Genomic DNA, 14,644 nt, shown 5'->3' with positions numbered 1-14,644 from the left:
TTATTCGCTTCATGTCTTCATCTCTGTTTATAATGAAAAGAAAAAAGGGGATGAAATCATGACAAAACTTACCGTTCAAACCCGCTCCGGCGCACTGAAAGGAACTGCCGGCCGCGGTGCCCGCACATGGAAGGGCATACCGTACGCGAAGCCGCCCGTCGGAGAGCTCAGATTTAAAGCGCCGGAGCCGCCCGCACCTTGGGACGGCGTAAAACATGCCGATTCGTTCGGACCGGTTTGTCCGCAGCCGGATGATATGCTGTCTATATCGTTTTCCGGAGATGTACCGCCTCAATCTGAAGATTGCCTTTACCTCAATGTTTTCGCCCCCGATTCAGAGGGCGAAAAAAAGCCTGTCATGGTATGGATACACGGCGGGGCATTTTATTTAGGTGCCGGAAGCGAACCGCTTTACGACGGATCTGCCCTTGCCGCTGACGGAGATGTCATTGTAGTGACACTCAATTACAGGCTCGGACCATTCGGCTTTTTACATTTGTCTTCTATTCATGACGCGTATTCCGCCAATATCGGGCTGCTCGATCAGATCGCCGCGCTGCGCTGGGTGAGGGACAATATCTCCGAATTTGGAGGAGACCCGGATAACGTCACGATATTTGGTGAATCGGCAGGCGGCATGAGCATCGCTGCGCTTCTGGCAATGCCTGACGCAAAAGGCCTGTTTCATAAAGCCATTTTAGAAAGCGGCGCCTCTCATACGATCCCGGCGGACATGGCAAAAGACATCGCGGCGGCATTTATTCATGAAGCCGGCACTGATCAATTGCAGGAGCTTTCTGTTAATGACCTGCTTAAGACTGCGGATAAAGTGCGGCGCTCACTAGATCAAAACATTTTTCAGCTTTTGTTTCAGCCCGCCATCGATCCGGCCACATTGCCTGCGGAACCGGTGAAAGCCATAGCAGACGGGGCCGCAGAAGGGATACCTATGATCATCGGAACCAATCGTGATGAAGCATATTTGTTTTTCACCCCTGATACAGACATTCACTCCGAGAAAAAGCAGCAAGATTATTTGCATTATCATCTCGGAGAGAACTGCACCGAACAAGCGGCAGATTTATATCCGCATTCATTAACGGGACAAATCGATATGATGACGGATCTGATTTTCTGGCGGCCGGCTGTCGCTTTCGCACAAGGACAGTCGCAGCACGCACCGGTCTGGATGTACCGCTTTGATTGGCATGGCGAAACACCGCCGTTTCATAAAGCCGTTCACGCTCTGGAATTGCCGTTTGTGTTCGGAAACTTTGATTCTTTGAGAAAGACGCTGCAAGAGCCGCTCGGTGATGACGCAGAACAGCTTTCCAAACAAATCCAATCCGCATGGCTCGCTTTTGCAAAAACCGGAAACCCGAACACCTCTCACTTCAATTGGCCTGAATATGAAACCGATTCACGCGAAACTTTGCTTTTCAACACGGATACCGCTGTCGAAAGTGATCCCGATTCAGCAAAACGCCGCATCCTGTTTCAAGCATAAAAAACGCCAAGGGAGCCGGCTCCCTTGGCGTTTCGTTTTCATCTTACTTCAGACATCGCAGAAAATCCATTTCCGCATTACCCTGATATGTTATATTCTAACCCAATACGTTAACCAAACATTCATAAAGGAGTTTTTATATGGAGAAATCAAGTATTATCGGCACAGCTGCCGTTATAATCGGGGCGCTTATGACCTTAGTTTCATTTATCTTCCTGCGCGACACTGATTTCTATGCCGTGAGGTGGATAGGGGTTGTTATCATGGTTGCAGGGTTTTCATGCGGGCCGGCCCACACCATTTCAAAACATAAAAACAAACATGAAAAAGAAACCCGGTAACCTTTACTGGGTTTCTTTCATACACTTCATTTTATCTCACTTCATAATGCAACTCCGCAAATTGCTTATAGCGCCTGACATCAGTCAGCTTCAGCCCTGTCTCCCGGTCTCCGGGTTTGAACAAAGAAATTCCGCGGCCGAGCAGAACGGGGGCGATCTGAATGATAAACTCATCGACAAGTTTTTCCTCCAAAACCGGGTGCAGCAGCTCACTCCCGCCGACAATCCAAATCCGCTTGCCTTCTCGGCGTTTCAATGCTTTTATAAAATCGGCAGGCTCTTCATGAATAAACCGCACATGTTCAGTGCCCCCGGTCAATGTCCGCGAAAACACATAGCATTCTTTACCTTTGTACGGAAATTCCTCAGGCAATAAAACCAATATGTCCTCGTATGTTTTTCTGCCCATGATGATCGTATCGACAGATTCATAGAAAGCTTCATAATCGGTGCCGTCTTCACCTTCAGTTCCGATTAACCAATCTAAAGAGTGATTTTCCCGCGCAAGATAGCCATCTGCGCTGACAGCTCCGTAAAAAACGAGCTTTCTTTGACCGCTCATAAAAATCCCTCCCCCTTTTTTATTATACCCTGAACATGCGGATGAAATGAAAAATGATAGAATCGGGTAAAAACCCCCGTTACCGGGTTTTCGTTTCTTCCTGTTTTGGAGATGCTGTTAATATGCCGTCTATCCATCTTCCGGTAATCGGCATAAAGAAATGGAGAATGACCCCTCCTAAACAAACGGTTAATAACGTTCCGATGCCTACCGGACCTTTTAGCATCACGGCCAGTATGAAAAATATGAAGTAAATGACCGTTCTTGAAAAAAAGATGCTTCTCCCGGTTAATTCGCGGACAATTAACATTAACCGATCAACCGGGATCGGTGCGAAATTTGTGTGCAGATAGGTTGCGGTTCCTATCCCTATCACAACTAAACCGATTGCAAAACAGCCCGCTTTTCCGTACCATAGTTCAGGCGTTATGACTCGATGCAGAAAAAAAAGCCACATATCAATCCCGATTCCCGTTATAAACGCCGTCATCATCCCTGAAAATTCCGGCCTTTGCCTTTTTAACATTGAATTACAGCAAATTAACAGGAAAGCGATGATGATTTCCCAGCTTCCCACGGTAAGCCCTGCATGGACGGATAATCCCACAATAAGCGCATCAAAAGGCGACGTTCCAAGGTCTGATTGAATCGTGACAGAAATACCAAAGGTCAAGATCATGATTCCTAAAACATAAAAAACATATTTCACTTTATCGTCCTCATTTTCTTATTTTATGTTGCAAATACAACAAAATTACGGTATGTTTACTATACGGTATTTTCATTGCAAATACAACAAAAAATCAGCTGATATGATAAATGAAGAAAGGAGCTGTATGACCATGAGTATTCAATTAAAAAAGTGCAGCCTTAACGATATAACAGAGCTCCGGGAGATAAGCATTGAAACATTCAATGATACATTTAAGGATCAAAATTCACCAGAAAATATGAAAGCTTATTTGGAAAATGCATTCCGCTCTGAACAGCTGAAAAAGGAATTATCCAATCTGTCTTCTCAATTCTATTTTGTTTATTATCATGATGACCTTGCGGGGTATGTAAAAGTCAACATGAACGAAGCACAATCAGAAAAAATGGGTGAAGATTCTCTTGAGATTGAGCGAATTTATATAAGAAAAAACCACCAGAAACACGGACTCGGCAAATATCTGCTGAATGAAGCTGTGAAAATCGCAACAGCACACAATAAAAAGAAAATCTGGCTGGGCGTATGGGAAAAAAACGAAAATGCAATCGCCTTTTATCAAAAAATGGGGTTTGTCCAAACCGGAGAACACTCTTTTTATATGGGGGATGATAAGCAAGTCGACTTTATCATGACCAAAACCCTGTCGTAAAAGGATACAAAAAACCCGGCCAAGCTGCCGGGTTTTTTCTCTTATTTTAGTTTTCCCGCACGGATATCATCGGTCATTCCTTCGTACGGCGCTTCTGAAATCAGTGCTTCGTTATTGATTCCCGCATTGTTGAGATACGTAATATCCGCAAACTCGGGAACGACATATTTCGGGTACGTTTCATATTTCTCACGTGACTCTTTCATCACGTCAATGTAATCATTTTGGTAGCACACCGTGATTTCCGGATGCTCATGCACCCATTTCGGGAAGAAAATAATTCCGTGCATCCGTTTTTCATTCGGCATAAAGTTTAAGGAAACATCTGTGCCTGTCGGTTCAGTCCATGACACTTTGTATACGCCTTCTGTCAGCTTGACGATATTCACTTCCTGGTCGCGCACCCAGCGGCCGCCTACCATTCCGCTATGAATCCGATAGTCGATCGTATGATCATTTTTAATATAGATTTCATACTCCCAGCCGTTTTCATACGTGTAAATCATATGGCTTCCGATAAAGTTTTCCATGTTGACTCACTCTCCATATTATTATTGAACTTCATAAATATCTAACCGAATGTCATCCGGCAATCGGACCGCAGCCCCGATAAACAGCCGGTCCTGCAGATGCTGATATGCCTCGCTGCTTGTTTCAAACACAGGCACAGTACGGAAATACACGTGCTCGGGATCAATGATGCGGTTCACTGACTCATAAATGACTTTTTTAAAGAAGGTTCATTCAAGGACGTATCACCTCCCGAGATATTATGTTTATTTAAACATGTAACTATTTACACGTTTAATTGTAACGCTGTTAAAATGGACTGTCAAATAATGAGCTGTTTCTGATTATGTTTTCCAATGTTCAATGAAAAAAGACAAGGGCGGCAAATGCCGACCCCTTGTCTTTTTCGTTTAGTGTATACTCATACCAGACGAGCGTCTTTATTAATAATCACAATCTTTATCTCTGCATTCTTTCTTACTTACAGCGTCTATTGAGTGCCCCATGATCTTGTCATTGGCCTTATCATAAATACCATCGAATTTATTCGATGTATCATCGTTGTAATAGCCAAATACCTCTATCCCGCCCATTGGATCTATTTCGTATTTATCTTTAAATGTAACGTTATGTATGCCTTCATAATTCGCTTTGATAAATTTCTCCATTCGTTCTTGAGCAATCTTTATCTCTTCAGCCTGAACATTTTTATCATGCATACTCTTCATTATAAAACCTCCGGCTGCTATTAAGATAATGAACATAATAATATATTTTTTCACAGAAACATCCGTCCCATGAGTTATGATGAAGCTCGCGGACTGGAAAAAATGGTCAGTGACATCCAGTGCATTTAGGCGTCTTAAGATTTTTCTTCCGCATCCACAGAGGAGCTCCTTATTTTGTCTCCTGCAGGATCATATAAACCGTCAAATTCCTTAGTTTTATCGCCGTTTAGATACCCCTCAACTGTAATTCCGCCGGTTGGATCAATAAAATAATCATCATAAGAAATTTTATCTATACCCTTGTACTCGCTACGCAAGTATTCGGTCATTTTACTTTTGGCTTTTTCGAAAAGAGCATTTTCTTCCTTTTTGACATCATATTGATGCTTCATAATCAGCCCTCCAACAGTTATAATTAACACTAGTACAATAATAAGGTATTTTTTCAAAAAAAATCATCCTTTCCTTACCCTATTTTACATGACAAGAAAGGTGCTATATCTTGAGCAAGAAAATCAGGACTTCAAACCTGACAGATGAAACATATTACAGGATGAGTCAACGTGCTTATAACTATGACTATCTTAAAAGGAAATTAGAGAAGAACAATTATTTACGCATTAATTCTTCCATTTCAAAACCTACTTACTGGTACGTCGATCAAATAAAATCGGACAACGATACCGGACTTGATGCGGTTGTATTAGTACAAGCAGTGAAGAGTAACGGTAACTGGATAAAATCAAAAACCCCGAAAACGTGGTCGTCGCCTTTGCGGGAACCGATATCGGAAAAGACCCGATCAATGACGGCGAGAATATTGTTTTCGGAAATGATCCGAGAAAAGAAGTATATTATTTTGTAAAAGAAGATGCGGAGGATACATCGAACGGTCGGAACCTACAATAGGATTTGGTTCATCATAAATGTTTGATAGCTTAATATTGCAGTGCTTCTTTGACTTCCCCTCATGGATTAAGTGAACACAACTACTGAAAACTTGATATGAATATACTTTCAGCATGTCAAAAGCAAAGCTAACCAATTCAGAATTCATCGCGATTGTTGCTGACAAGTTAAGATTGGAACTTAAAGCGAGTGAAATGCTGATCTGACGTTTTTCCTATCGTTGAGTTGTCATGATATTTGTACCGTTAATATCGGGGATACCTCGACAAATGAGACGGTAGAGGCGATTGGTCTCAGGAATAGGTTTGAACTGTATGAGAAACATATCACGAATTTTGTAAGATAATTAAACAAAATAAATACCCACTCATCCCTGAGGTGGGTATTTTACCTTTCTTCGGCATTGACCACTGAAATACCTATCTCCTTGTTCGTCGGATCATATATACCGGAAAATTCTTTTTCTTTATTATTATTTATGTAGCCTGAAACTTCAACTCCGCCTGTCGGATCGATATTGTAGTCTTTTGAAAAATGAACTTCCTGTACATTTTTATAGTCTTTTTTTAAGTAATTCTTCATGTGCTCTTGCGCCTCAATCACAAGTTTTTCTTCGTTTTTATGTTTATCATATTGACGCTTCACGAAAAAACCTCCCACTGCTATAATTATAACAATTAGGATAATAATGTATTTTCTCATGCGTATCATCCTTTCGGAACTATTTTACAATATAAGAAAGGTGATGTATATATGCCAAAAGGAAAAGAAATAACCGTCTCTAATGTCACAGATAAAGAATATTACCGTTTGAGTCAAGCAGCTTACAATTATAAAATGTTAGCCCTGCATATAAAATATAAAACTCCTTATAAAATAAGTAAGACGTCATATTGGTACGTTGAGAAAGTGAAGCAGGATTCTGATACGGGTCTTGATGCCTTTGTATTCTCAAAAGGCATCAAGTCCAATAACGGAAAATGGACAAAATCAAAAAACCCCGAAAACGTGGTCGTCGCCTTTGCGGGAACCGATATCGGAAAAGACCCGATCAATGACGGCGTAAAAGCGGACGGCGGCAATATTGTTTTCGGAAATAACCCGAAAAAAGAAGTGTATTATATTGTAAAAAAAGAAGCGGAGGATACCTCGAAAACACTCGGAAAATACAATGGAACGCCCTCTCAAGACGCCATGCTCACAACCGGAAAGTATAAGCTGATAACGAAAACATCGCAAATCGATCAAGCCGATCAGCTGGTACGCAGCGTAAAGAAAAAGTATGCCGGAACGTCAACGATTATTTCAACAACCGGCCATTCACTCGGCGGCGCTGAGGCCGAATACAGCGCGGTGAATAATGATGTGTATGCCGTCGCGTTTAACAGTCCTTCCGTCGTGAAACTGCACGATGAGGAAACACAGAAAGACATCAACAGCGGCATTTACGATCCTTACATCCGGTCAATTATCAATCCGGACGACATGGTCGGGGCGGGTTATTGGAACGAATACGACCGCCACAACGGGACAACGATTTACACGAAAAACCCCTCGCTCTCACAGTTCAGCCGGAAGCAGCGGCTTGATGGGAACTTAAACGAGCAGATCAGCAAGAATCTCGCTTATTTCTTCACTACCGTCATTCTGAGAAATCCGGATACACACGGCTTAAACGAAGCAAATTTCGTGTTCGACAGAAACGGAACTATCGCAAATCCGAACGGAGATGAATTAGTCTTTGACAAAAACCTCGGCGCTCTTCTGCCGGCCGGTGCGATCGGAAGCGGAGACGCGATAAAAGTAACGCCGACAAACGCAAAGAAGCTGGCTGAAAAGGTGCAGGCTATGACTGAGGATTTGCGGACGATGAAAAAAGAAGCGCAGAACGCCTATCAGGAGCACGATGAAAAAATCGCCGAGCTGAAAACAGAATTCTACGGTCAAGTCGGACACGGCTTGTTTGACCAGCTTCAAGCACAGGACGTGACCAATACCATTGAAGATATTGCGCTATCTTACGAGAAAGGCCCGATTTTTTACGACACTCAGGCTGAGCAGGCGTTTATTGATTCTTTGCAGGCGGCGATCACAGACCTGGAAGAGATCGGCGGATTCTTACATAAAATAGCAGACGAATTTCAGAAAAAAGACCAGATGCTCGCAAACTGGTTAAGATGATAGAGGTGGATACATAATGCCGACATTAGACGAACTTTTAGAACACAAGGACGACCCGATGAAGAAAAGGCTGCAGCGGCAGATGCTGAAAACAGGGATGACGCAGGCAGCGGGGACAAAACTGGAGACAGTGCGCCGAACGCTGAAACCGACATTCGAAATGGATACGTTGAAAGATGAATTATATGAAGTGTATTCAGCACTATTGAACAGCTTTGAAGGCAAGGCGCAAAAAGCTCTCGCGCAGCGGATCAGTGAAAGTGCGCGGCTGATTGCCGGAACCGAACATAACAGAGACACATTCGTTAACAGTTTCAAAACAAGATAAAATAAAAAAACCTCGCAGATTTATCATCTGCGAGGTTTTTCCTATCGTCTTAACTGAGACGCGCTCGGAGGGATTCGAACCCCCGACAGACGTGGTACCGGAAACCACCGCTCTATCCAACTGAGCTACGAGCGCACGTTTTTTCAATCAGATACCTTTATATTATAATAAAGAAACGCGCAGAAAGCAACTCTTTTTTGATAATGCACAACAGGATTATGCAGCGTCCTCATGCAGCATAATCCTGCATCGTTTACCGGCATTGATTTTCACAAAAAACTCATTTCAGGCGGACTGCCCCCGGCTCGGTACATTTTCAATCACTGCAGAAAAAGCGGTAATCACCCGTTTCAGCTTTTTTTCCAAATATCTTTTAACGTCCAATAGGTGAATTCCTCAACTTTTACGGCGCCTTTCTCAGAAAACAGCTCAATCCCCAATCTGCCTTCATTCGGATAGATACGGCTTGTCATCGTTGTTTCTCCATGATTGGCGAATACTTCAATCGAGGATCTGTCAATAAAGATACGCAGCGCCAGCTTGCCGTTTGTATCCGTCTGCACCCTTCTCACACCGTCTTTCGCTTTCCCCATCTTGGTGCAATCAAGTGTCAGCTTTTTATCCGTTAGATTGTATGTCAGCACAAGTTCTTCTTCATCAAGGCCGCGAATCTTAAAACCTGCCGTTTCGGCATCAGAATCGTTTATATCAAACACGACTCGGACTTCAAGCAGGTCTTCCGACGTCTTTGCCAAGTAACTCCCTGAAACCGATCGTCCGGCACATTCCCGATATTCCATTTTCCGCAGCTGCTTGGTTTCTTCCACGGGATTCATCAAAAGTTTATGATCATCACGCAAAGTCAGTTCTCGCGGCAAAGTCAGTGCACCGCACCATCCGTCCGCTTTTGTCGGCATCTCAGATTCCCACATATCCATCCAGCCGATAGCAATTCTGCGTCCTTTATCATCTAATAATGTTTGCACGGCGTAAAAGTCATGGCCGTGATCCAGTTCTTTAAAAGCGCCGTGTGTAAATTTGTTTGTTTCATCATGATAGTCACCGATTAAATAACCGGTTTGATGTAAATTTTGATATGAATCACCGTCCGCCTCGATCCCCTGGGGCGAAATCAGCAGGACATGCTTGCCGCCTAATTCAAAGAAATCAGGACATTCCCACATATAGCCGAGATTACCGTCACTTTGGGCGAGAACCCCCGCGTATTCCCAATCACGCAAATCAGGTGAACGGTATAAAACGACCCGTCCGACGTTTTCTTTTGAAGAGTTGCCGATGACCATATACCAAACATCGCGATGCTTCCAAACTTTCGGATCACGGAAATGACGGGCGCTGTCTTCCGGCGGTTCCGCAATAACAGGGTTTTCCTGAAGCTTTTCAAACACGATTCCATCTTGGCTGACAGCGATATTTTGAGTTTGATAGAATAGGTCTTTCTCTTGATCAATTATATTATGTCCTGTATAGATGAGGGCTAATCTTCCATGATCATCGACCGCGCTTCCCGAAAAACAGCCGCTTTGGTCGAATGCATCGCCCGGAGCTAAGGCAACCGGCAGGTGCTCCCAATGAATGAGATCTTTACTTTTTACATGTCCCCAATGCATCGGCCCCCAATGCTCATCATACGGATGATGCTGAAAAAAGACGTGGTATTCTCCTTTAAACTGAATAAGCCCGTTCGGATCATTGATCCAATTCGCCCGGGGCATAATATGGTACCCCAATCGATACCTTTGTTTCACTTTACCCTCGGCTTCCTTCAAAGCTTCTTCCGCCTGCTGAATTCTATCCATTTGTAACATCCTCTCTATCCGATTTTTTGCAGACGCTGGACACGCCTGCTGTTTTGTTTCGGGCCCAATAAAGTAAATATGGAGATGACGGTAAAACCAAAGACGACGATTCCCATGATGAGATAGGTTTGACGGAACCCCGCACTGTCATATAATCCTCCCGCAAGCGGCGACAGAATCGACGCGCCTGCTTGAGATGCGAATTGAAAACCGACGAGATAAAGGACGGACGACAGACGCGTATCAAAATTGGCAGCCAAATATTTAAATACGGCGATCAGCATAATCGGCAATTCCAGTGCGTGGATGAGTTTCATTGATGAAATGCCTACAGGCTCAACTGCAATTCCGGACCCGACGATGCGGAAAGCCATTAAAAACCCCGCTAAAATCAAACTGTTTTTCGCCCCGAACTTATTGACGATAAAAGGCGCAAGAAACATCATGCCGGCCTCCAAAAACACCTGGAATGAATTAAGATAGCCGAATACTTGGTTACCCATCGACACTGAAGGAAACAAAGACGCATAGTAGATCGGGAACTGCTGATCATATACGCCGTAAATGCAAGTCACCCCGATAATGTACATCATAAAAAACCAGAAATCTCTTAGTAAAAACAGCCGCCCCACATCTTTTAACCGGACCGAATCCGCTCTGTTTTTCTCATGATCGGTCATTTCTATTTTCACAGACATGATAATGGCCGTTAATATGACGGCTGAAACAGACGCGATCCAGAAGTTGATATTGGGATTGATATTGAAAAGCTGCCCTGCAAAAAATGCAGCTGCCGCCCAGCCCAGCGAGCCCCACATTCTTGATTTTCCATACTCGAAATCATATTTTCGGCTGACCTTTTCAATGTACGTTTCAATCGCGCCTATCCCCGCCAAAAAAGCGGCTCCCAAATATAAGCCTCCGACAACGGCGCCAAGAAAGACGTTGTATTGTAAAAGCGGCCCATAGACGAAGATATAAAACGGACCCGTGAATATGAGAAGACAGCTGATCATAAACAATATCTTTTTCTTCAGCCCCAATTTGTCAGAGATAAAACCGTAAAGAGGCTGCATGCACAGAGCAAATACGGCGTTTACAGAAAAGATAATGCCTGTCGCTGATCCGTTTAAATTGATTTCCTGCCCTAACCAAATCGCAAATAAAGAATAGCTGGAAGACCAAGTAAAAAAGAAAAAGAAGAAATAAGCACTCAGTTTCCAATACAGACTTTTTGAGCTTTTCATTTGCACCGCTCCTTTAATAGGACCTTTTAATAGCCGTTTTAGAGCCGCATACTTCCTTCTTCATTTTCATCACATACATGCGAGCTCTGAGTAAGCGCTTACTTTACACCGTTGCTCGATTCTTTCACTTTATTGCCGCCAGCCATCTCTCCATACCCGTCACTTCCCTTCACTCTGCGAATAAAGCGCTTTCAAAAAGAATTGTATGTTAACCGGTTCCATATGTCAATCGGTTGACATATTATTTTCTGATTATTTTAATCAAACAAAACGCACCCTCTTTATATGAAAACAGAAACACGGAATGTCCTTGCACATGTCAGCCTGATTCTCTAAAATAAGTGCGTGACGGAAATTGTAAGCCATTTCAGTAAGCAGGAGGGCACGGGAATGAAGCCTAACATTCATGATGTTGCGAAAATAGCGGGAGTTTCATCTACAACCGTTTCGCGGGTATTAAATAACCGCGGCTATATCAGCGAAAAAACAAAAGAAAAAGTGTACAAGGCGATGGAAGAAATCAATTACTTTCCAAACGATCTGGCCCGCTCTTTATTCCGAAAACGAACCAATTTAATAGGGCTTATCATCCCAAACTCCAGCAATCCGTTTTTCGGCGAACTCGCCTTTCATATTGAAAGCATTTGTACGTCCATGGGCTACAAACTGCTGCTTTGCAACAGTTTACATCGAAAGGATAAGGAAGAAAAATATTTGGAGATGCTCATAAGAAACCAAGTGGACGGCGTGATCGCCGTGACTTACAACCGGGGAATTCTCAATTATCACAAGCAAAATCTGCCGATTGTCGCCATTGATCATTACTTATCGGACACGATTCCCGTCGTCGGCTCAGACAACTATGACGGCGGAAAAAAGGCGGCAGAACTGCTGATTGAAAAAGGGTGCCGGCACATCGTCCATATCAACGGCCCGATTGAACTCGAAACACCGGCAAACCTCAGAAGAAAAGCATACGAAGACGTCATGCATGAACACGGACGGAAGCCTATTACATATGAAGTACCCTTTTATCAGCATTACCATGACATTATTTCAACATTATTCGATGAACAGCCTGACACCGACGGAATTTTTGCCAGCGATGATATCATGGCGGCTGCAGTGATGACCGAGGCCAAAAAACGGGGAATAGACATCCCGAATCAATTAAAAGTGATCGGTTATGACGGCACTGAAACCGTTCAATCGGTTCTGCCGGACTTGGCAACCATCCAGCAGCCGATTGAATTGATTTCCAAAACAGCCATCGAGATTTTAGCAAAAGAAATTGAAGGCGAATTTGATGATTTGCCGCTGGAAACGTATTTGCCGGTACGGCTTTTGGAAGGGCGGACAACGTAGTCAGACCCTTCAGCCGTACGTAGCGACGCGATTGCGGTCTATTTTGAGCGCTCCCGCCATATCATTTTCTCAAGCGCCGGCATTGATCATCCTCATTTCCACTTTGCTGTTTGAACTTTTTGTTTTATGGGAAAAATGGTGTTAGAAGAAAAGGTTGGCATTTTGGTCAGCGTTTTGTTTGACCTTTATTGACCAAAAATGTATCATGTAAATACATACTTACCTAAAAGGTGAAGGAGGAGCATTATGAATTTAATACCTACAGTCATTGAACAAACGAACCGCGGAGAAAGAGCTTATGACATTTACTCCCGTCTTTTGAAGGACCGTATTATCATGCTTGGATCTGCGATTGATGACAACGTTGCGAACTCCATCGTGTCACAGCTTTTATTCCTTGAAGCGGAAGACCCTGAAAAAGATATTTCCATTTACATTAACAGCCCTGGCGGATCAATCACTGCCGGTATGGCAATCTATGATACAATGCAGTTCATTAAACCGAAAGTATCCACGATCTGCATCGGTATGGCCGCTTCTATGGGAGCATTTTTACTTGCAGCCGGAGAAAAAGGCAAACGTTACGCGCTTCCTAACAGTGAAGTTATGATTCACCAGCCGCTTGGCGGAGCGCAAGGACAGGCGACAGAAATTGAAATCGCGGCAAAACGCATTCTCTTGCTTCGCGACAAATTAAACAAAGTGCTTGCTGAACGTACCGGCCAGCCGCTTGAAGTCATTGAGCGCGATACAGACCGCGACAACTTCAAATCAGCTGATGAAGCCTTAGAATACGGCTTAATCGATAAAGTGCTGACACGCAATACAGAAGACCAGAAGTAATGCCAAAAAAACCTGCAAGAGCTGATGTCTCTTGCAGGTTTTTTTATGCTTTATTCCCATTCAAAAAAGTAATGAATGCTTTGACGACAGATAATTCTAACGCTGAAGAATCATACATAAGCCAAGTATCGCGTATCACAGGCTCGTTATTTTTATAGGATAGCGCCAATGTGTATAATTCATCAGAAGGCTGAAGACAGATTTCCGGCACAACAGAATAACCGAGACCGTTTTTCACCATCTCTTTACAGGTTTCCTGCCTGTCTACCTCCATCGCAATGAAAGGCGGTTCAGTAAATTGGTTATTCCACCATTTTTGAATCAAACTTTTCAAAGAAGCATCAGTTTGATAATAAATCATCGGCAATTTGGGAAGGTCCTCACTGTTGATTTCAGTTTTTGAAATAAGGTACAGCCGCTCTTCATTTAGCAGTTGTTTTTCCCCTTGCCAATCATAATTTCCCCTCATAATCCCAAGGTGTACCCCCGAATGATGAAGCAAATCCATCACCTTCGCACTCCATCCCGTATTGACGTGGAATTGAACAGACGGATACTGATCAGAAAACCGTTTTAGAATCGCCGGGAGCTTATACTGAGCAAAATTGCTTGAGACTCCTAATCTGAGAACCCCGCTGACTTCATGGCTCATATTGAGCATATCATCCTTCACTCTTCTGAATTCCTGCAGCATCTCTTTCGAATAATCAACCAGATGTTCACCTTCTGAAGTGAACTCCATCCCTTTTTTTCTTTTATAAAAAAGGCGCACTCCAAATTGTGCTTCCAGGTTTTTGAGCCGATAACTTAACGCCGGCTGTGTCATATATAATCGCTCTGCCGCCTTCGTCATATTTTTTTCTTCGAATAATGTAATGAGCACAATCCAATCCTTTTCATCCATATGAAATCCCCCAAAATATTTTTCTGCTATAAAATTTC

17 protein-coding genes, 1 tRNA gene and 2 pseudogenes are annotated in these 14,644 nt (G+C 43.2%); 9 read left to right on the top strand and 11 right to left on the bottom strand.

Features of this window, described 5'->3' with window-relative positions; translation table 11 throughout:
- The first annotated feature begins 58 nt into the window (after positions 1 to 58).
- Both NQS30_RS01815 and NQS30_RS01810 read left to right on the top strand, forming a co-directional pair.
- Positions 59 to 1,507: a carboxylesterase/lipase family protein gene (locus NQS30_RS01815; RefSeq protein WP_218791389.1), complete on the top strand. Its 1,449-nt coding sequence runs from the start codon at positions 59 to 61 to the stop codon at positions 1,505 to 1,507.
- Between the two features lie 140 nt (positions 1,508 to 1,647).
- Positions 1,648 to 1,848 carry a hypothetical protein gene (locus NQS30_RS01810; protein WP_014418938.1) on the top strand — a complete coding sequence of 67 codons (201 nt, stop codon included), beginning with the start codon at positions 1,648 to 1,650 and terminating at the stop codon, positions 1,846 to 1,848.
- 31 nt (positions 1,849 to 1,879) lie between these two features.
- On the opposite strand, the gene NQS30_RS01805 is transcribed toward NQS30_RS01810, so the two are convergent.
- Both NQS30_RS01805 and NQS30_RS01800 read right to left on the bottom strand, forming a co-directional pair.
- The gene (locus NQS30_RS01805; RefSeq protein ID WP_167340883.1) at positions 1,880 to 2,410 is read right to left on the bottom strand and encodes a dihydrofolate reductase family protein; all 531 of its coding nucleotides are present in this window, start codon (positions 2,408 to 2,410) and stop codon (positions 1,880 to 1,882) included.
- 79 nt (positions 2,411 to 2,489) lie between these two features.
- Positions 2,490 to 3,119 carry a YczE/YyaS/YitT family protein gene (locus NQS30_RS01800; RefSeq protein ID WP_167340884.1) on the bottom strand — a complete coding sequence of 210 codons (630 nt, stop codon included), beginning with the start codon at positions 3,117 to 3,119 and terminating at the stop codon, positions 2,490 to 2,492.
- A gap of 133 nt (positions 3,120 to 3,252) precedes the next feature.
- On the opposite strand from NQS30_RS01800, the gene paiA reads away from it, so the two are divergent.
- Positions 3,253 to 3,771, top strand: coding sequence for a spermidine/spermine N(1)-acetyltransferase (paiA, locus tag NQS30_RS01795; RefSeq protein ID WP_007407399.1), 519 nt, complete (start codon positions 3,253 to 3,255; stop codon positions 3,769 to 3,771).
- Between the two features lie 41 nt (positions 3,772 to 3,812).
- Here the strand turns inward: paiA and NQS30_RS01790 are convergent, their stop codons facing one another.
- The 4 genes from NQS30_RS01790 to NQS30_RS01775 form a co-directional block, all read right to left on the bottom strand.
- Positions 3,813 to 4,301, bottom strand: a complete 489-nt coding sequence (locus NQS30_RS01790; RefSeq protein ID WP_007407400.1) for a phenolic acid decarboxylase — start codon at positions 4,299 to 4,301, stop codon at positions 3,813 to 3,815.
- A gap of 21 nt (positions 4,302 to 4,322) precedes the next feature.
- Positions 4,323 to 4,481 carry a DUF3237 family protein gene (locus NQS30_RS01785; RefSeq protein WP_007407401.1) on the bottom strand — a complete coding sequence of 53 codons (159 nt, stop codon included), beginning with the start codon at positions 4,479 to 4,481 and terminating at the stop codon, positions 4,323 to 4,325.
- A 243-nt stretch (positions 4,482 to 4,724) separates the two neighbouring features.
- Positions 4,725 to 5,009 (bottom strand): DUF1433 domain-containing protein, encoded by a 285-nt coding sequence (locus NQS30_RS01780; protein WP_015240644.1) that lies wholly within the window; start codon positions 5,007 to 5,009, stop codon positions 4,725 to 4,727.
- 134 nt (positions 5,010 to 5,143) lie between these two features.
- Positions 5,144 to 5,458, bottom strand: coding sequence for a DUF1433 domain-containing protein (locus tag NQS30_RS01775; protein ID WP_015240645.1), 315 nt, complete (start codon positions 5,456 to 5,458; stop codon positions 5,144 to 5,146).
- 53 nt (positions 5,459 to 5,511) lie between these two features.
- On the opposite strand from NQS30_RS01775, the pseudogene NQS30_RS01770 reads away from it, so the two are divergent.
- Positions 5,512 to 5,916, top strand: a pseudogene (locus NQS30_RS01770) (lipase); the annotation flags it as partial.
- Positions 5,917 to 6,013: 97 nt separating this feature from the next.
- A pseudogene (locus NQS30_RS01765) lies at positions 6,014 to 6,124 on the top strand (sporulation transcription factor Spo0A); the annotation flags it as partial.
- 181 nt (positions 6,125 to 6,305) lie between these two features.
- On the opposite strand, the gene NQS30_RS01760 reads toward NQS30_RS01765, so the two are convergent.
- Positions 6,306 to 6,620: a DUF1433 domain-containing protein gene (locus NQS30_RS01760; RefSeq protein WP_012118522.1), complete on the bottom strand. Its 315-nt coding sequence runs from the start codon at positions 6,618 to 6,620 to the stop codon at positions 6,306 to 6,308.
- A 51-nt stretch (positions 6,621 to 6,671) separates the two neighbouring features.
- Between NQS30_RS01760 and NQS30_RS01755 the strand changes: the two genes are divergently transcribed.
- Together NQS30_RS01755 and NQS30_RS01750 are read left to right on the top strand one after the other, a co-directional pair.
- On the top strand, positions 6,672 to 8,099 hold the full coding sequence (locus NQS30_RS01755; RefSeq protein ID WP_163113483.1) for a lipase: 1,428 nt from the start codon (positions 6,672 to 6,674) through the stop codon (positions 8,097 to 8,099).
- Positions 8,100 to 8,115: 16 nt separating this feature from the next.
- The gene (locus NQS30_RS01750; protein WP_012118524.1) at positions 8,116 to 8,427 is read left to right on the top strand and encodes a hypothetical protein; all 312 of its coding nucleotides are present in this window, start codon (positions 8,116 to 8,118) and stop codon (positions 8,425 to 8,427) included.
- A gap of 59 nt (positions 8,428 to 8,486) precedes the next feature.
- Here NQS30_RS01750 and NQS30_RS01745 read toward each other — a convergent pair.
- From NQS30_RS01745 to NQS30_RS01735, 3 genes are all read right to left on the bottom strand, one after another.
- Positions 8,487 to 8,562 (bottom strand) — tRNA-Arg (locus tag NQS30_RS01745).
- A 215-nt stretch (positions 8,563 to 8,777) separates the two neighbouring features.
- Positions 8,778 to 10,247 carry a glycoside hydrolase family 32 protein gene (locus NQS30_RS01740; RefSeq protein WP_059367743.1) on the bottom strand — a complete coding sequence of 490 codons (1,470 nt, stop codon included), beginning with the start codon at positions 10,245 to 10,247 and terminating at the stop codon, positions 8,778 to 8,780.
- A 14-nt stretch (positions 10,248 to 10,261) separates the two neighbouring features.
- Positions 10,262 to 11,494 carry an MFS transporter gene (locus tag NQS30_RS01735; protein WP_025285330.1) on the bottom strand — a complete coding sequence of 411 codons (1,233 nt, stop codon included), beginning with the start codon at positions 11,492 to 11,494 and terminating at the stop codon, positions 10,262 to 10,264.
- A 390-nt stretch (positions 11,495 to 11,884) separates the two neighbouring features.
- On the opposite strand from NQS30_RS01735, the gene NQS30_RS01730 reads away from it, so the two are divergent.
- Together NQS30_RS01730 and clpP are read left to right on the top strand one after the other, a co-directional pair.
- Positions 11,885 to 12,859 (top strand): LacI family DNA-binding transcriptional regulator, encoded by a 975-nt coding sequence (locus NQS30_RS01730; RefSeq protein ID WP_012118527.1) that lies wholly within the window; start codon positions 11,885 to 11,887, stop codon positions 12,857 to 12,859.
- A gap of 246 nt (positions 12,860 to 13,105) precedes the next feature.
- On the top strand, positions 13,106 to 13,702 hold the full coding sequence (clpP, locus tag NQS30_RS01725; RefSeq protein WP_003151513.1) for an ATP-dependent Clp endopeptidase proteolytic subunit ClpP: 597 nt from the start codon (positions 13,106 to 13,108) through the stop codon (positions 13,700 to 13,702).
- Between the two features lie 43 nt (positions 13,703 to 13,745).
- Here clpP and NQS30_RS01720 read toward each other — a convergent pair whose 3' ends face one another.
- Positions 13,746 to 14,606 carry a LysR family transcriptional regulator gene (locus NQS30_RS01720; protein WP_003151510.1) on the bottom strand — a complete coding sequence of 287 codons (861 nt, stop codon included), beginning with the start codon at positions 14,604 to 14,606 and terminating at the stop codon, positions 13,746 to 13,748.
- Between the last annotated feature and the right edge of the window lie 38 nt (positions 14,607 to 14,644).

Origin of the sequence: Bacillus sp. B1(2022) (assembly GCF_040259625.1) — a bacterium.
Taxonomy (GTDB): domain Bacteria; phylum Bacillota; class Bacilli; order Bacillales; family Bacillaceae; genus Bacillus; species Bacillus velezensis.
The sequence above is the reverse complement of the archived record's forward strand: the minus strand, read 5'-3'. Positions and strand labels throughout refer to the sequence as shown.